18 protein-coding genes and 1 tRNA gene are annotated in these 17,073 nt (G+C 37.4%); 1 reads left to right on the forward strand and 18 read right to left on the reverse strand.

Annotated elements, in window-relative coordinates; translation table 11 throughout:
* Entirely contained in the window at positions 1-1,671 is a 1,671-nt protein-coding gene (locus tag D8Q48_RS02220; RefSeq protein WP_022076413.1) for a glutamine--tRNA ligase/YqeY domain fusion protein, read from the reverse strand.
* A gap of 70 nt (positions 1,672-1,741) precedes the next feature.
* Positions 1,742-2,086 carry a hypothetical protein gene (locus D8Q48_RS02225; protein WP_022076414.1) on the reverse strand — a complete coding sequence of 115 codons (345 nt, stop codon included), beginning with the start codon at positions 2,084-2,086 and terminating at the stop codon, positions 1,742-1,744.
* Between the two features lie 180 nt (positions 2,087-2,266).
* On the opposite strand from D8Q48_RS02225, the gene dtd reads away from it, so the two are divergent.
* Entirely contained in the window at positions 2,267-2,713 is a 447-nt protein-coding gene (dtd, locus tag D8Q48_RS02230) for a D-aminoacyl-tRNA deacylase (RefSeq protein WP_117988957.1), read from the forward strand.
* A gap of 57 nt (positions 2,714-2,770) precedes the next feature.
* Here the strand turns inward: dtd and D8Q48_RS02235 are convergent.
* The 16 genes from D8Q48_RS02235 to D8Q48_RS02310 all read right to left on the reverse strand — a co-directional run bounded on the left by D8Q48_RS02235 (position 2,771) and on the right by D8Q48_RS02310 (position 17,067).
* A tRNA-Thr gene (locus D8Q48_RS02235) sits at positions 2,771-2,843 on the reverse strand.
* 120 nt (positions 2,844-2,963) lie between these two features.
* Positions 2,964-3,383 carry a CBS domain-containing protein gene (locus tag D8Q48_RS02240; protein ID WP_121055242.1) on the reverse strand — a complete coding sequence of 140 codons (420 nt, stop codon included), beginning with the start codon at positions 3,381-3,383 and terminating at the stop codon, positions 2,964-2,966.
* Positions 3,384-3,408: 25 nt separating this feature from the next.
* The gene (locus D8Q48_RS02245; protein WP_117988955.1) at positions 3,409-4,728 is read right to left on the reverse strand and encodes an aspartate kinase; all 1,320 of its coding nucleotides are present in this window, start codon (positions 4,726-4,728) and stop codon (positions 3,409-3,411) included.
* 150 nt (positions 4,729-4,878) lie between these two features.
* Positions 4,879-5,361: a Cys-tRNA(Pro) deacylase gene (gene ybaK, locus D8Q48_RS02250; RefSeq protein WP_117988954.1), complete on the reverse strand. Its 483-nt coding sequence runs from the start codon at positions 5,359-5,361 to the stop codon at positions 4,879-4,881.
* Positions 5,358-6,551, reverse strand: a complete 1,194-nt coding sequence (locus tag D8Q48_RS02255; RefSeq protein ID WP_117988953.1) for a ribonuclease E/G — start codon at positions 6,549-6,551, stop codon at positions 5,358-5,360. The genes ybaK and D8Q48_RS02255 overlap by 4 nt, the downstream gene beginning before the upstream one ends.
* 8 nt (positions 6,552-6,559) lie before the next feature.
* On the reverse strand, positions 6,560-7,309 hold the full coding sequence (locus D8Q48_RS02260; RefSeq protein ID WP_117988952.1) for a TIGR03936 family radical SAM-associated protein: 750 nt from the start codon (positions 7,307-7,309) through the stop codon (positions 6,560-6,562).
* A complete protein-coding gene (locus D8Q48_RS02265; protein WP_121055244.1) occupies positions 7,293-9,158 on the reverse strand; it encodes a TIGR03960 family B12-binding radical SAM protein in 1,866 nt (621 codons plus the stop codon). The genes D8Q48_RS02260 and D8Q48_RS02265 overlap by 17 nt, the downstream gene beginning before the upstream one ends.
* Before the next feature lie 108 nt (positions 9,159-9,266).
* Complete coding sequence (locus tag D8Q48_RS02270; protein ID WP_117988950.1) at positions 9,267-9,572, reverse strand: hypothetical protein; 306 nt, start codon at positions 9,570-9,572, stop codon at positions 9,267-9,269.
* 96 nt (positions 9,573-9,668) lie between these two features.
* A complete protein-coding gene (gene hisIE, locus D8Q48_RS02275) occupies positions 9,669-10,952 on the reverse strand; it encodes a bifunctional phosphoribosyl-AMP cyclohydrolase/phosphoribosyl-ATP diphosphatase HisIE (RefSeq protein WP_121055246.1) in 1,284 nt (427 codons plus the stop codon).
* A gap of 57 nt (positions 10,953-11,009) precedes the next feature.
* Complete coding sequence (gene hisB / locus D8Q48_RS02280) at positions 11,010-11,600, reverse strand: imidazoleglycerol-phosphate dehydratase HisB (protein WP_121055248.1); 591 nt, start codon at positions 11,598-11,600, stop codon at positions 11,010-11,012.
* Between the two features lie 54 nt (positions 11,601-11,654).
* Complete coding sequence (hisD, locus tag D8Q48_RS02285; RefSeq protein ID WP_117988947.1) at positions 11,655-12,944, reverse strand: histidinol dehydrogenase; 1,290 nt, start codon at positions 12,942-12,944, stop codon at positions 11,655-11,657.
* Entirely contained in the window at positions 12,934-13,590 is a 657-nt protein-coding gene (gene hisG, locus D8Q48_RS02290; RefSeq protein ID WP_117988946.1) for an ATP phosphoribosyltransferase, read from the reverse strand. The genes hisD and hisG overlap by 11 nt, the downstream gene beginning before the upstream one ends.
* 18 nt (positions 13,591-13,608) lie before the next feature.
* A complete protein-coding gene (gene hisZ, locus D8Q48_RS02295) occupies positions 13,609-14,874 on the reverse strand; it encodes an ATP phosphoribosyltransferase regulatory subunit (RefSeq protein WP_121055250.1) in 1,266 nt (421 codons plus the stop codon).
* 75 nt (positions 14,875-14,949) lie between these two features.
* Positions 14,950-15,483 (reverse strand): Holliday junction resolvase RecU, encoded by a 534-nt coding sequence (locus D8Q48_RS02300; protein ID WP_121055252.1) that lies wholly within the window; start codon positions 15,481-15,483, stop codon positions 14,950-14,952.
* Positions 15,483-16,463, reverse strand: coding sequence for an RluA family pseudouridine synthase (locus D8Q48_RS02305; protein WP_121055254.1), 981 nt, complete (start codon positions 16,461-16,463; stop codon positions 15,483-15,485). Before D8Q48_RS02305 ends, D8Q48_RS02300 begins: the two co-directional genes overlap by 1 nt.
* A gap of 25 nt (positions 16,464-16,488) precedes the next feature.
* Complete coding sequence (locus tag D8Q48_RS02310; RefSeq protein WP_121055256.1) at positions 16,489-17,067, reverse strand: hypothetical protein; 579 nt, start codon at positions 17,065-17,067, stop codon at positions 16,489-16,491.
* Between the last annotated feature and the right edge of the window lie 6 nt (positions 17,068-17,073).

Consider the following 17,073-nt stretch of genomic DNA (forward strand, 5'->3'; position numbering starts at 1 on the left):
TTATTTCTTTGGAAGTTTAAACGAACTCTTCAATGAAACAATGCGGTTAAACACCAGATTCTCTGTTGTTGAATCCTTCGCATCAATACAAAAGTAACCTGTTCGTACAAACTGGAAGCTATCATATGCTTTCGCATCCTGAAAGCTTGGTTCTACATAACATTCTTTCAAAATTGTCAATGAATTTGGATTCAAGTTCAAAGAACCATCTTCTTTGTTGTATACACCTTTCTCTTCATCAACAAGATTCTCATACAATCTCACTTCTGCTTTTTGAGCTGTTGGTGCTGCTACCCAGTGAATTGTTCCTTTTACTTTTCTTCCTGTAAAGCCGCTTCCACTCTTTGTTTCCGGATCATACGTACAATGTACAACTGTAACATTACCATCTTCATCCTTCTCATATCCAACACATTTAACAAAATATGCTGACATCAGGCGGACTTCATTATCTGGGAAGAGTCGGAAATATTTCTTCGGTGGTTCTTCCATAAAGTCATCTCGTTCAATGTAAAGTTCACGACAGAATGGTACTTTTCTTGTTCCGAGCTCCTCATTTTCAAGATTGTTAGGTACGTCCAGATATTCAATCTGTCCTTCTGGATAATTATCGATAACCAGTTTGATAGGATCTAATACTGCCATCATTCGAGATTTTTTCAACTTCAAATCTTCACGGATACAATACTCTAACATTGCATAATCAACCGAACTCTGTGCCTTTGAAATTCCGCACATTTCAATAAACATCTTAATTGATTCCGGTGTGAATCCTCTTCTTCTAAGTGCTGCAATGGACACAAGACGTGGATCATCCCAACCATCTACAATCTTGTCTTCTACCAGTTTCTTAATATAACGCTTACCAGTCACTACATTTGTCAGATATAATTTTGCAAACTCAATCTGTCTTGGCGGCATAGTAAATTCACATTCTCTTACTACCCAATCATACAATGGTCTGTGATCTTCAAACTCCAATGTACAAATAGAATGTGTGATTCCTTCGATTGCATCCTCAATTGGATGTGCAAAATCGTACATCGGATAAATACACCACTTATCTCCTGTATTGTGATGCGTCATATGTGCAACACGATAAATAACAGGGTCTCTCATGTTAATATTTGGTGATGCCATGTCGATCTTAGCACGAAGTACTTTTGTTCCATCCTCATACTTACCATCTCGCATCTCTTCAAACAACTGAAGATTCTCTTCTACACTTCTGTTGCGGTATGGACTTTCTTTTCCAGCTTCAGTTAAAGTTCCTCTATACTGACGAATCTCTTCCGCTGTCAAATCACACACATATGCTTTTCCCTTTTTTATCAATTTCACTGCACAATCATACATCTGATCAAAATAGTCTGATGCAAAATATAAATGTTGCTTCCAGTCAGCTCCCAGCCATTTGATATCTTCTTTGATTGAATCTACGAATTCCATCTTCTCTTTTGTCGGATTCGTATCGTCAAAACGCATGTGAAATTCCCCATCATATTCCTGCGCCAATCCATAGTTCAGCAAAATAGATTTTGCATGTCCAATATGCAAATATCCATTCGGCTCCGGTGGGAATCGTGTACACACATGATCATATACACCTTCCGCCAGGTCTTTATCTATTTCCTGTTCTATAAAGTTTTTTGAAACAGTTTCGTTCTCCATAGTTGCCTCCTACTATCGTAAAATCTGCAATTGATTTTACCATAAATCAGATATGACAGCAAGATGATTTTCAGAAAAACCCGTCTATAACCGACACTAATTGAAGGAATTCTAAACAAAGTTCTGTTTTATTTTCACGTTCACCTATTAATAAATCAAAAGCAGGAATTCCCCATACGCTATGATTGGCTTCTCGCCAATCCCGGATCAAGATGTCTTTTAAACGCAAAAATAACGTTTCCCATTCATTTGCATCCATCGGGGCGTATAAATAGATTTCAATATTGTTCTTCATGTAATCCAGAAAACAATAAAATTGCGGAATTCCGACACTCGGTATTTCCCTTACAAATTTCATCAAAGAATTTAATGCATCACGAAGAGGAATAAGTTGGTTTCGTTCGAAATGTTCCATATGCTCACCATATCTTTCTGGCTTACAAAAGCCTTTTATTTTTAGGACAATCGCTTAGTATTTTACTTACTTACAAATTATATTTTGCAACAAAATGTTTCATGTTTTTATAGACTTTTTTCACAGCACACGATAAAATATATTCATTGCTTTACTTTTACCAAAGGAGGATTTATTAAAATGAAATTTGTAATACAAAGAGTTACCGAATCTTCTGTTTCTGTTGATGGCAAGGTCATTGGACAGATTGGAAAGGGCTTTATGGTTTTAATTGGTGTAGCCGAATCAGACACCGAAGAAATTGCCGACAAACTGATCCACAAGCTGATTGGACTTCGTATTTTTGAAGATGAAAACGGAAAGACAAACCTATCCTTAGCAGATGTCAACGGAGAACTTCTTTTAATTTCACAATTTACCCTTTATGCAAATTGTAAAAAAGGCAATCGCCCGAGTTTTGTAGATGCAGGCAATCCAGACAAAGCAAACGCACTCTACGAATATATTATCTCCAAGTGCAAGGAACAAGTTGACATCGTAGAAACTGGAAGTTTTGGTGCAGACATGAAGATTTCTCTCATAAATGATGGCCCGTTTACAATCATTTTAGATTCCGAAAAATTATAATAGCATGAAAAGCCCCGGAAACACCGCATATATCAGTGTTTCCGGGGCTAAGTTCAAAGCTGCCTAGGGGACTTGAACCCCCGACCTCCGCCTTACCAAGGCGACGCGCTACCGACTGCGCCAAGGCAGCATATATCGTTGTCGCTTATATGACAACGATATTAATATACACTATTTTCACAATCTCTGTCAATTCTTTTCTAGTGTTCTGTAAAATTCTTTAGATTTTTCATCAAAAATTCTTCCGTTTTTAGTTAGTTTCTTCTATCTGCTTCATATTTTCAAAACAATACTCGATGATGCTCTTTCTTGTTATAATTCCTATGAATTTATTCTGGTCATCTACAACCGGAACAAAATTTTGATTCATTGCTTTCTTTATCAAATCTTCCATATCAGAATCTGCACGCACTACATCATAATCTGCCCTGCGTGGAAAATCCTTAATAAAGATTGTTTCTGATTTTTTTACATTCAAATCAGTATAGTTCTTAATTCCCCAAAGAAGATCCCCTTCTGTCATTGTACCAACATATTCGCCTTCTTTATTCAGCATTGGAATACTTGCATATTTGTGAAATTCCATCGTTTCCAATACCTGCCGAAGCGTACAGTAGTCATAAATATATGCTACGTCATTCTTCGGCTTCAAAAAGAACAAAATATTCATTTCTCAATATCCCACCTTAATTGTATTAAATTCGTGTTTCAACGAAAATCTCATATAAAGCACGAATCGCATTTTTAAAATCATCATGTCTTACACCGACGATGATGTTAAGCTCGCTTGAGCCCTGATCAATCATCTTTACATTGATATGTGCATGTGCTAATGCAGAAAAAATACGTCCTGCTGTTCCGCGTGTTGCACGCATACCACGTCCAACAATTGCAATCAATGCCAAATCTGATTCTAACTCAATGTGATCTGGTTTAACTGCCTTATGAATCTCTGAGAGCACTTTCTGTTCTTTCTCTTCAAATTCATCTTTGTGTACAAAAATTGTCATTGTATCGATTCCTGATGGCATATGCTCGATAGAAATATCATTATCTTCAAACACTTGCAACACCTTACGACAAAATCCAATTTCTGAGTTCATCATTGCTTTTTCAATTGTCACAGAAGCAAAACCATCTGTACCAGCAATTCCTGTAATTGTATATTTAGGCTGTCTGCATGTTCCCTCTACAATCAGTGTACCTTTATCTTCCGGTGCGTTTGTATTACGAATATTGATAGGGATTCCAGCTTTTCTTACTGGGAAAATAGCATCTTCATGTAATACACTTGCTCCCATATATGACAACTCTCTAAGTTCTTTGTATGTAATTGTATCAATTGGCTTTGGATTTTTTACAATTCTTGGGTCTGCGATCAAGCATCCTGATACATCCGTCCAGTTCTCATACAAATCTGCCGAAACAGCCAGTGCAACAAGTGAACCTGTAATATCAGAACCGCCTCTTGAAAATGTAACAATTCTTCCAGCTTCAGTTGCTCCGTAAAATCCAGGGATTACAGCCCCTTTTGATTCTTTCAGTCTTTCTGCAAGCAATTCATTTGTAGTGTCGTCATCAAAGGTTCCATCTTCGTTAAACCGAATTACTTCTGCTGCATCAACAAATTCAAATCCGAGATATGCTGCCATAATCTTACCATTTAAAAATTCGCCTCTTGATGCTGCATACTCTCTGCCGATTTTCTTCCCAAAATCTTCACGGATCGTTTCAAACTCTTTATCTAAAGATAATGTCAGATCCAGTCCTTCTATGATTTCCTGATATCGTGCACGAATATCGTCTAATTGATTTACAAATTTTTTCTCTCGGATTGCCGCTCCATAACAGCTATATAACATGTCTGTTACTTTTATATCATTTGAAAATCTTTTTCCTGGTGCAGACGGAACCACAAATTTTCTTGATTCATCTGCACGAATAATCTTTCCGACTTTCTTAAACTGTTCTGCGCTTGCCAGTGAACTTCCACCAAATTTTACTACTTTTTTCATTTTCAATCCTCCAACGTACTGTTGTATACATACTTACAACACTTTATCATCCTGTCCTGTTCGGAAGCATTGGTTTACTTCTTCATGAATGCAAGGTGCATCCGCAATTCAACATTATAACTGCTAAATTCAAAGTTGTAAATCCACTTTTTAATGAAAAATAATATCTGCGAACTCTGCATTTGCGGCTTTTTTCAAATTTTCGGGTGCAAGTTTTAACTGCATTCCGATTTTCCCACCACTTACATAGATTTCTTCCAGACTCCTTGCTGAACTGTCTATCACTGTCGGAAACTGCTTTTTCATGCCAATTGCAGTACATCCGCCGCGAACATATCCTGTCACTTTAGTAATGTCTTTTACATGCAGCATTTCAACTGATTTTTCATGTACCGCCTTTGCTGCCTCTTTGAGATTTAATTCTTTTTCTATTGGAATCACAAAAACATAATGCTCCCCGCTCTTACCAGTTGTAACCAATGTCTTGTATACCTGTTCATGTGGCAGTCCGATTTGTTCTGCTGTCTGCACGCCACTGACAAATTCATCGCATTCATAAGTTTCATATTCATATGGGATTTTTAATCGGTCTAACAAACGCATTGCGTTTGTTTTTAATTCTTTCTTACTCATCTTTTTCTCCAACATTCATATAATGGTTTTCGCACTTTTTTTCTTGTTATTTCCATAAGCTGTAATTCTGTTACATCTACCACTGTCGTCTGAACAGGATCCTTGCCACACAGAATACGCATTTCTTTAATCAACTGCTGCATCAATTCATCGTCATCCATATTTATAAAATCAACTAGTATAATTCCTGAAATATTTCGAAGTCGAAGCTGTTTTGCAATCTCTTGCGCTGCCTCCAGATTTAATTTCAAATAAGTTTCCGGCGTCTTTTTCTTCGAAACACATTTTCCTGAATTCACATCAATCACTGTCAGTGCCTCTGTTGGCTGTATCACAAGATATCCGCCATGCTTAAGCCAAACACGTTCATTCATCGCCCTGTCTCTGATTGTATGCAAATTATATAAACTTGAAAGCGACAACTTATCGTTTTCATAAAAATGTAATATTTCTAACAATTCCGGCTGTTCTTTTTCAAAATATGACTGCACTTCTTCATACAAATCTTTGCATTCCACCTGAATTTCTGACAAACCATTCGTATACACATTTTTAAGTCCTGACAAATACGGCTGCATAGCCATCTCTAAGCAAGAATAACAGGTTCTATGTACTGCATGCTCTTTAATTGATTCATATCGTTTCTTCAACTGCTCAATCTCATCTAGAACAATATCAAATGGAACATCTTTTGCATTCGTCCGCACAATAATCCCATATTCTTCATTTGCAAGATCTCCAAGCTTTCGCCTGTACTCTTCACGTTCTGCTTTTGCCAGCTTTGCAGATACTCCGATTCTTGTGTTGCCCGATGTCAAAACTGCGTATCTGCCTGTAAAATTCAGATTACTGCTTACTGTAGGTGCCTTTGTTTTTACTGCCTCCCGGCTTATCTGAACCACAAGCTCATCTCCGATGCACAAAGGTTTCTTTCCGATTTTATTTGTAAATAATGCATTCTCAGCCTGACTCATATCGTAATAGCAGTTTACGCCTCCAATATCAATGAAAGCCGCTCCGATATTGGCTACAATATTCTGCACCTTACCAATATAAATATTTCCCAGCACAGGAGTTTGTTGCTCTGCCTGCTCCATATCATTGCAATGAATTTCAATTATTTCATCATTCTCTTGAAAATATGTCCAAACAATTCCATCTTCTCTTGTCATGAGAATTTTTCGTTCCATCTTCTTCACTACTTTCCTACAATTTCTTCTCCAAGGTTCTCTAAGGAAACCAGATTCCGCGGTTGTCCCTCTTCTGCTGTATTTGCATACATTTCCATTCGATGATATGCACACATTACATCGGAATCTTTGATTTCTGCAAAATTCAAAAATGCAGACATAACCAAATCAGGTTTCAGGTTTTCTACACTTCCTGCCGCAAGTTGAAGTGCAACCACACGGGTATCTGTCAGACTCTCGAAACAATCCGAACAATTGTTTTGCATTTTCATCTGATAGATCATCGGTCGAATATCTACGACTTTTTCGCTTCTCTTCGTTTGTTTTAAAACTTCAATCTGATCCTGCGCTATAAAATTTTGAACCAGTTCTTCTAAATTATCCGGAAACAATCCTTTTCTAAGTCCTACCAGATAATCTGCTGCTGCAACGATTGCCATACCGGTGGCTTTCTTTTCTTCTGCAATCTGACGAAAACTAAGCACTTCAATTCCTTCTACACCAACTTCATTCATCTGACGTACAGCCTTTTCACTTTCAATTGGCTCTGTAAGTTCAATGTCAAAATACTCTCCCTCACTAGTCAATCCGATTCCAAGTGGGCTTGCAAATGACATGATCATATGTGGACTATAACCTCCCGTAAATGCAATTGGAATTTGTGCACGGCGCATAACTTTCTGAAAATAGCGCATAACATCCAGATGTCCGATAAAACGAAGTGCACCATATTTTTTAAATTTAATTCTTGCCTTCATAACAGACACCTCCTCCAAACTGTGCTGCCCCGCAGCCTGAACACTGCTGACGGCAGTTCGGTGTTACCTCTCCATTCATGGCACGATTCCATTCTCTTTCTAAGAACTTTCTCGTCACACCTATATCAATGAAATCCCAAGGGAATAATTCGCCCATCTCACGTTTACGCAAATTATAAAATGCCGGATCGATTCCAGTATTCTCAAAAGCCTGCATCCATAACTCATTGTTAAAGCTTTCTGACCAAGAATCATACAAACAGCCTAAACGATACGCTTCCTCTAATACTTTTGCTGTTTTTCTATCACCTCTTGCAAATACGCCTTCCAACACAGTCAAATCTGCTTCATGCCAGTTGTATTTCAAACTCTTACGGTTCAACTGTTCCTGAAATTCATGTCGTACTATATGTGCACGTTCAATATATTCCTCTGCTGTACACATTTGTGCCCACTGGAATGGCGTAAACGGCTTTGGTACAAAGAATGAAGAACTTGCAGTAATCTGGCATTTACCATGACGTTCTTCTTTCGGAATCTCATAATAACGTCTTGCTACCCGCTCTGACAAATGTGCGATTTCTTTCATATCTTCTTCCGTCTCTCCAGGAAGACCAAGCATAAAATAAAGCTTTACTTTTGTCCAGCCGCCTTCAAATGCCTCTCCTGCACCATTGATAATATCATCTTCTGTCAGTCCTTTATTGATAACATTTCTCATGCGTTGAGAACCAGCCTCCGGTGCAAATGTCAGACTGCTCTTTCGGATATCCTGAACCTTGCTCATAACATCTAATGAAAATGCATCAATTCGAAGTGACGGAAGTGAGATATTAATTCCTTTTCCCGGAAATTCCTCAATCAAGAAATTAACCAGTTCTTCTAGCTGTGAATAATCACTGGAGCTCAACGAACTCAGTGAAATTTCTTCATGTCCGGTGCTATCTAACATTGTTCTTGCATATTCTTTTAATGTCTCTACATTACGTTCGCGAACCGGTCTGTAAATCATACCTGCCTGGCAGAAACGACACCCTCTGATACATCCACGCTGGATTTCAAGAACCACTCTGTCCTGTGTAGCTTTTATATATGGAACAACAGGCTTCATTGGATATGTTGTATCTGTCACATCCATAACAACCTGTTTTCTCACTTTTGCAGGTGCATGTTCATTTATTCTATGAAATGCTTTTAAGGTCCCATCCTCGTTATATTCCGGCGCATAGAACTGTGGCACATAAATTCCTTCAATCCCGGCTGCCATTTCCAAAAATTCTTTTCTGCTCTTTCCTTCTGACTTGCATTTTTTATATGTATCTAACAGTTCATCATATACTGTTTCTCCCTCACCTATATAAAATAAATCAAAGAAATCTGCAAGTGGTTCCGGATTGTAAGCACACGGACCGCCTCCAATCACAATAGGATCTTCCTCTGTTCGTTCTGTACTATGAAGCGGAATCTGACTCAATTCTAATACCTGCAAAATATTTGTATAACACATTTCAAACTGAATTGTAATTCCAAGAAAATCAAAATTTTTAACAGGTTCCTGAGATTCCAGTGCGAATAACGGAATCTGTTCTTCTCTCATAATCTTATCAAGATCTGTCCATGGCGAATACACACGTTCACACCAGACATCTTCTCTACGATTAAACATATCATACAAAATCTGTATGCCCAGATGTGACATTCCGATTTCGTATACATCCGGAAAACACATGGCAAAGCGCACATCTATATTCTCTTTATCTTTCATAACCGAGTTCACTTCCCCTCCGATATAACGGGCAGGCTTCTCGATTTTCATTAATATCTCATCATCTAATGCTAGTTTTCTCATGAATTCCTCCTTTTATTTTTTGTAAAAGTCACTTGTTTAATCATAGCTTTTAGTTGAGAAATTTGCAACCTCTATTTCCAATTTACTATGATTGAGCAAATTGTTATTTTACTGTCCAATAAAAGAATTGTGTAAAAACGTTTTTCCAATCTGATTAACAATCTGAGTGCTATTTACACTTATAATCTTTACATCCTCTTGTTTCATCCATACAAATCCGGCAAAACATATAATTGCAATGACGCATCTCAGCTGAAAAGTACTTTTTTCTGTTCGTTCTTCTTTTGCATAAAGTGATTGATAGCTATTTCTATATCTCGGATGTATTGCCGGAATATCCCATCCCTGATATTGCTTTACTCCTCTCACCTGGTGTAATAATTGTTTTCTGCGTTCTTCCGTTTCACCGGGCATAAATAACACCTCCAAAAAAGACATAGCATACAGTATTCCCTACTGCATACTATGTCTTTTTTTTGCTCACTAGAACTATCTGTCCAAATCGTTTTTCTATCTTTCAGAAAGTTCTTTTGTAATATCTTCCCATGTGATCCCGCGTTCAACCATCAGCACCATCATATGATATAAGAAATCAGAAATTTCATACTTGACTTCTTCCTGATTTGGATTCTTTGCAGCGATTACAATCTCTGTTGCCTCTTCTCCAACTTTCTTTAAAATCTTATCCAGCCCTTTATCAAAAAGATAATTCGTATAAGAACCTTCTTTTGGATTTTTCTTTCTGTCCACAATCGTATTATATACTGCCTCAAAAATCTGAAGTGGATTCTTTTGCTCGACATCATTTCCTACGATCGGCTTAAAGAAACAAGTTCTGTTTCCAGTATGACACGCTGCTCCAATCTGATGTACTCTTGCTAAAAGAGTATCGTTATCACAATCTGCTTTTAAAGATTTTACATACTGGTAATGTCCTGAAGTTTCTCCTTTTACCCACTGTGCTTTCCTGCTCCGGCTAAAATATGTCATTTTGCCGGTCATCATCGTATGCTCAAATGCTTCCTTATCCATGTATGCAAGCATCAGCACTTCATTTGTCTGATGATCCTGAACAATAACTGGGATTAAACCATCTGAATTTAATTTTAATTCTGAAAAATCCATCATACTTTCAAAGGAAGTCATCTGTATTCCTTCTTCTAAACAGACATTTTTAAACTGATTAAAATCCATATCCTGCTGACTGATGAATTTACCAGACACTCCCTTTACACCCTGCGACTTTAATATTTTCACAATTTCCGACTGTTCCATTGTGTCTGTCACAACAACACATGGTATATCTGTAATATTCTCTACAGATGCAAGATCCAAACGATGCATAAATACCAATTCTGAAGCCGATTCATCAATCAGATGCTGGTGCTTAAATAGCTGATCAAAATCATTCATAGATACAGCAATGCGATGTTTGCCAAACCTTTGTGACACTTCTTTTAATAATTCTACCGATATTGGTTTTGACATATTTAACATTGCACGTTTTGCACCCGCATACAGAATTTTTTTCACATCTTCCTGTCGGGAAATATTCCCGCCAACCACCATCGGAATTCCAATGACGCGATTTATCTTTTTCATCAGATCGATCGTCATATCGTGCTCTTCATCTAAATTGGACAGATCAAATATAAGCAGCTCATCCGCACCATGCTCGCTATACTGCCTTGCCAATTCTACTACGTCTTCTGCGATCACTGTTTTGTCATCAAACCAGCGAACTGCTTTACCCCCATCGATCAAAATACATGGGGTCAGTCTCTTATAACTCATGTTATGTTACCACTCCTTTATAAGTGTTACTGTTATTGGATCTCTCCAAGCAGTAACTTATAAGCTGCCTTTTGTAGACCAGACGTCTTTCATGCGAGGCTCTTCCATAGTTGCTGCATCCAACGCTTTTCCGAATGCTTTGAATAAAGCCTCTGCCATATGATGACTGTTTCCACCATCCATAATTTTCAAATGCAGATTCATAGCTGCACTGTAACTTACGGCATAAAAGAATTCTTTGATCATCTCAGTATCTAATCCACCAATATGCTCTGTCGGAAATTCCGCCTGGAAATTCAGATATGGACGCCCTGAAAGGTCAATTGCGCAAAGTGCAAGTGTCTCATCCATTGGAAGCAGGAATGAACCATAACGTTTAATGCCTGCTTTATCTCCCAAAGCTTCTGCGATTGCCTGTCCTAACACAATACCTGTATCTTCTACAGTATGATGGCAATCCAACTCGAGATCACCAATTACCTTTACATCCAAATCAAACAGGCCATGTCTTGCGAATCCATTTAACATATGATCAAAAAACGGAATACCTGTATCAATTTGATTCTTTCCCTGTCCATCTAAATTAATTGTAATTGCAATATCTGTTTCTTTTGTTTTTCTTATACAATTTCCGATTCTTTTTTCCACTGAGATAATCTCCTTATCTACTAATTTCTATTAACAATAATAATATCAGCTCTTTTATTCAAATCTTACTTTAATAGAATTTGCATGTGCTGTCAGTTGCTCTGCTTCTGCAAATTTTTCAATATCTTCATGAATCTCACTTAACGCATTTCTTGAATAAGAAATGATGCTGGATTTCTTTAAAAAATCATCCACTGACAATGGAGAGAAGAATTTTGCAGTTCCATTTGTTGGCAAGATGTGATTTGGCCCTGCGAAATAATCTCCCAAAGGTTCACTGCTGTATTCTCCGATAAAAATAGCCCCGGCATTGCGAATCTTTGTCATAGCATCAAATGGATTTGCTGTCATAATCTCTAAATGTTCTGAAGCAATCTCATTTGCAGCATCAATTGCATCTTCCATTGTATCTGCAACTAAAATATGCCCATAATTATCCAGTGATTTCTGAATAATCTCACCTCTGGATAACTCCTGGATAAATTTGTCCGTCTCTGCTGATACTTTTTCTGCAAGTTCACTACTTGTTGTCACAAGAATTGCAGAAGCCAGTTCGTCATGTTCTGCCTGAGAGAGCAGATCTGCTGCGACATAACGTGGATTTGCAGTCTCATCCGCCAAAACAAGAATCTCGCTTGGTCCGGCAATAGAATCAATACTTACATGTCCATATACCGCCTTCTTTGCAAGTGCGACGTAAATATTACCTGGTCCGACAATCTTATCTACCTTTGGTATACTCTCTGTTCCATACGCAAGTGCTGCAATTGCCTGTGCTCCACCAACCTTATAAACTGCTGTTGCTCCTGCCTCTTTTGCAGCAACCAGTGTTGTAGGATTTACCTTTCCGTCTTTTCCGGGAGGTGTCACCATAATGATTTCTTCAACTCCGGCAACTTTTGCAGGCATAATATTCATCAAAACAGAAGATGGATAAACTGCCTTTCCACCCGGAACATAAACTCCGACACGTTGAAGAGCCGTAACTTTCTGTCCAAGTATTGTTCCATCCGGTTTGCTGTCAAACCAACTATACTGCATTTGTTTTGCATGGTAAGATTCAATATTTTTTAATGCCCTTCTTATGATTCTAAGTAACTCTTCATCTACACATTCATAAGCTTCCTTTATCTCTTCTTCAGTCACTTGAATATTCTGTGCGTTAATCACTGCTTTATCAAATTTCTCAGTATATTCAAATAAGGCAGCATCTCTTTTTTCTTTGACTGTATCCAGGATTTCCTGCACACTTGCTTCATAAGAACCATAACTGTTCGGACTACGTTTCAAAAGATCTTCCAGAAGATTTTTCTTTGTATTTTCGTCTAATTTCTCAATTCGCATTTTTCTCCTCCTGTAAGAGATTACGTAAATTTGTAATCAATTCATTAATTCTTTCGTTCTCCATACGCATGCTTACCGGATTAACGATCATTCTTGCAGAAAGTGGGCACACTTCCTCTAACACGACCAAGCCATTCTCTTTCAACGTAGTTCCGGTTTCAACAATATCTACAATTACTTCAGAAAGTCCAACAATTGGTGCCAGTTCAATAGAGCCATTCATTTTTACAATTTCAACTGTCTGATGTTTTTTATTATAAAAATAATCCTTTGCAATATTAGGATACTTTGTGGCAACACGGATCAGCTCATGATGCTGCAACAATTCTCGTGCGCTTTCGTAACCACATACGCACATCTTGCATTTTCCAAAACCAAGATCCAGCACTTCATGTACTTTACGCCCTTCTTCCACGATCGTATCTTTTCCGACCACTCCGATATCGGCCGCTCCGTATTCTACATAAGTCGGAACATCCGGTCCCTTCGCAAGGAAGAACTTAAGTTTCAACTCTTCATTGACAAAAATCAATTTTCTGGAATCCTTATCTTTCATTTCTTCACAAGTGATTCCAAGACTTTCTAACATCTCTAATGTTTTCTTTGCAAGTCGTCCTTTTGTCAGAGCAAATGTTAAATATCTCATCTGTGTTCCCTCTATTTCTTAATTTGATTCTGTTTTTGTCCTCTTTGCTACATCAATTACTCGTTCTTTCCCGCTCCGCAGGTTCACCATTGTAATCGTTCTGTTTTCATTCAGATACATTAAACTAACTGCATGCATCTGTCTTCCATACTCCACATAAACTTCTTTTGATTCCAGTTCTTCTCTTTTTATTAATTCCATACATTTTCCTCTGAGACGGAATTCTTTTGCAAGAGAAACGGCCCATTTTAATGTGGTGTCTGTATATACAATAAGATTTGTCTTTTCTGTTTCAACCGCAATTTTCTGACGACTAAGTGCACTCATCAGCTCATCAATAATAATTGCAAATCCAATCGATGGTGTCTGCTTTCCAAACTTTTCAATCAAATGATCATAACGTCCACCACTTACAACTGCATCTCCGGTTCCATATGTATATGCCTTAAATACAACTCCGGTGTAATACCCATAATTACCACACATACTCATATCAAATGTAATATGATCTTCCACTCCATAAAAAGCAAGGATCTTGTAAATTTTAAGCATACGTGCAACTGCTTTTTTTGCTTTATTGTCTGTAGCTACAGCAGATGCTTTTTTCAATACTTCTACTCCACCCATTAATTCAGGCAATACTTGAAATTCATCACGGAGTTTTTTACTCACATGATTTTCTGCAAGTACTTCCTCTACTCCAAAGAAATTACGATTCAAGATCAATGAATATAATTCTTCTTTAATTTCTTCCGACAATTTTGTCTCATCCATCAGGCTTTTCAAAAAATCAACATGTCCGATACTCACTTGAAACTCAGAAAGCCCTATCTGTTTCATTCCATCTACAACCATCGCAATCATCTCTGCATCTGCTTCGATAGAATCATCTCCGATCAGCTCTGCTCCAAGCTGTGTATTTTCTTTCAGCCTTCCCTGATAACTTGTACGATTGATAAATGTATTACCTACATAACAGAGACGCAAAGGCACACGGTCTGTTTCAAATAATGTTGCAACCGCCCTTGCAATAGATGGTGTCATATCCGGACGAAGCGCAAGTGTATTACCCTCGCGATCAAAAAATTTATATAATTCTCTGGAATCAATTGTACCGATTTCTTTTCGGAATACATCGAAATATTCAAATGTAGGTGTCTGAATATCCTGATATCCGTATAAATGCAAAAGCTGATGTAGTTTATCTTGAACTGCCAGTTTTTTCTTGCATTCTGAATTGTAGATGTCTCTGACACCTTCCGGTGTATGTAATTTCTGTTCCATAATTCTTTGCCCCTTCACTTTATCGTGCTAAAACACTAAAATCTTACGTTATTATACGAATTTTCTTTCTGAATGTCAATCCCTTGTATCTAAATCCTTTTGAACATAATTTAAATACGGAATAAACGCCCTGTTTTTCTGTTGAATAATATATTGGGAATCCAGCTCATCAAACCGGAAGCTCTTTCGTCCCCCATGCATTGCACGCTCCCAAAACTTTTTTATTTCTTCAAATCTCATATAATACAGCACATCTTTCGCCGTATAATATATGATTAGAAATGAAATTCCTCCCTGCTTTTCATATTTTTCCATAAAGGAAATCTGATGTTCGTGTACATTCTGCAGCGGAAATGTATCCGCACTACATTCTTTTGCATCAAAACAGACAGGAATCCCCTGCACTGCACCGATATAATCTACTGTACTGATTTTATCAAAATATGCCAGTGTGATATGCCGATGTTCTTTATCTATCTGTACCGGAGTAATTGGTGTTGGAATCTTCTGGATCAATGCAAGTCCCAATTCTTCATACTGCTCATTGGTCCGGTTTATCAAATCCTCCAGCGTAGATCCTCTAAGTCCTCTGGAATTCCATGTTCCCATTATAACACACCCTTATCCTTACAGATTTTAATAAATTGATCCGGAAGCTTTGCGACAAATTTTTTATCATTTAAATATGCCAGACTTCCATCCGACGACGGCATTTCCAATCGGTATGCATGTAAAAGCTGAGATTTTAGTCCATATGCTTGTCGATACATCTCATTAATCTGCTTATCTCCATACTTGTAATCTCCAATAATAGGATGCCCTATGGATGCAAGATGTGCTCGAATCTGATGTGTCTTTCCGGTAATAAGATGCACTTCCAGCAAACTCACTTCGTCATTACTCTGAATGACACAATATTCTGTTTCTATTAAAATACCTTCTCCGGTCTCTTTCTTTGTTATACTTACCTTGTTTGTTTTCTGGTCTTTTACCAAATATCCTTTGATATAATCTTCGTTTTTTATTACTCTGCCTTTTACAAGACACCGATAATATTTTGCAATTGTACGCTCTTTAAAGAAACGATTCATCTCCTGAAGTGCCGGTAATGTTTTTCCTGCCACCAGAATTCCGCTTGTATTCCGATCCAGACGATTGCAGATGGATGGATGAAAGGTTCTAAACTGCTCTTTGGAAAGCTGGTCTGTTTCCATTAAATAATTTATCAATATCTCAACTGCAGATACATCTGAATCTTTCGCTTTCTGCGATAATACACCTACTGGTTTATTCATAAGCAATACCTGTTCATCTTCATATATAATCGGAAGCATATTTATTTTTTCTTTCTTTGGCGTTACATAAGTTCCTGCTGAAAACTTCTCTATTGTCTCATCTGAAAAAAATAATTTTATACTGTCACCTTGTTTCAGTTTCTCATTTCCTGTACATTTTTTTCCGTTCAAAACAATATTCTTTTTTCTCATCATTTTGTATAGAAAACTTTTTGGAGCCTGATTTAAAAATTTAGCCAATAGTTTATCCAACCGTTGCCCCGCTTCATTCTCTGTCACATGTAATTCTTGCATAATGTATCCTTTTCTTTATCTACTTTTATAGAGAAATATTTAAAATAATATTTTTTATGCCCTCTTCATACTCTTTCATATCATCTTTCTCAACCGCCTGAATATTATTAAGGCCTTCTGCTCTTGCCAGGAATGCAGAATACTGGTCGAACAATTTTACTGTTAATCCTTCATATTGATTTTGATTCAAAATGGTTTTGATATGCTTCGCCGCATAATTCAAATCTACTTTTGAATCGGAAACATATCCAAATATTTTATTTCCTGAAATAACAACACACTCGATTGGCATAATTTTTTCTGTACTTGTCACAACAAGATCAAATGCTAAAGTAAGAAGAGATGCTTTCTGAGTAATCTCTTTTGCCTTATCCATAGAAATAGAATGATATGGCCATCTTGTAATCACTCCGACCAACACTTTACAAGCCGGCAGACATCCTACAATCCCAACCACTGTAAGTAAATTCTTCTTCGTATGGGTCTGGCTGTATCCCAATAATATGATTGCTGCAACGATTGAAAAATAAATCACTGCACGAAGAATCTCCATTCTTTTTTTGTAATCCAGATATCCCGGAGAACCTTTTTTTCTTTTCTTCATTTGTAA

The organism is Ruminococcus sp. B05 (assembly GCF_003628495.1).
Taxonomy (GTDB): domain Bacteria; phylum Bacillota; class Clostridia; order Lachnospirales; family Lachnospiraceae; genus Schaedlerella; species Schaedlerella hominis.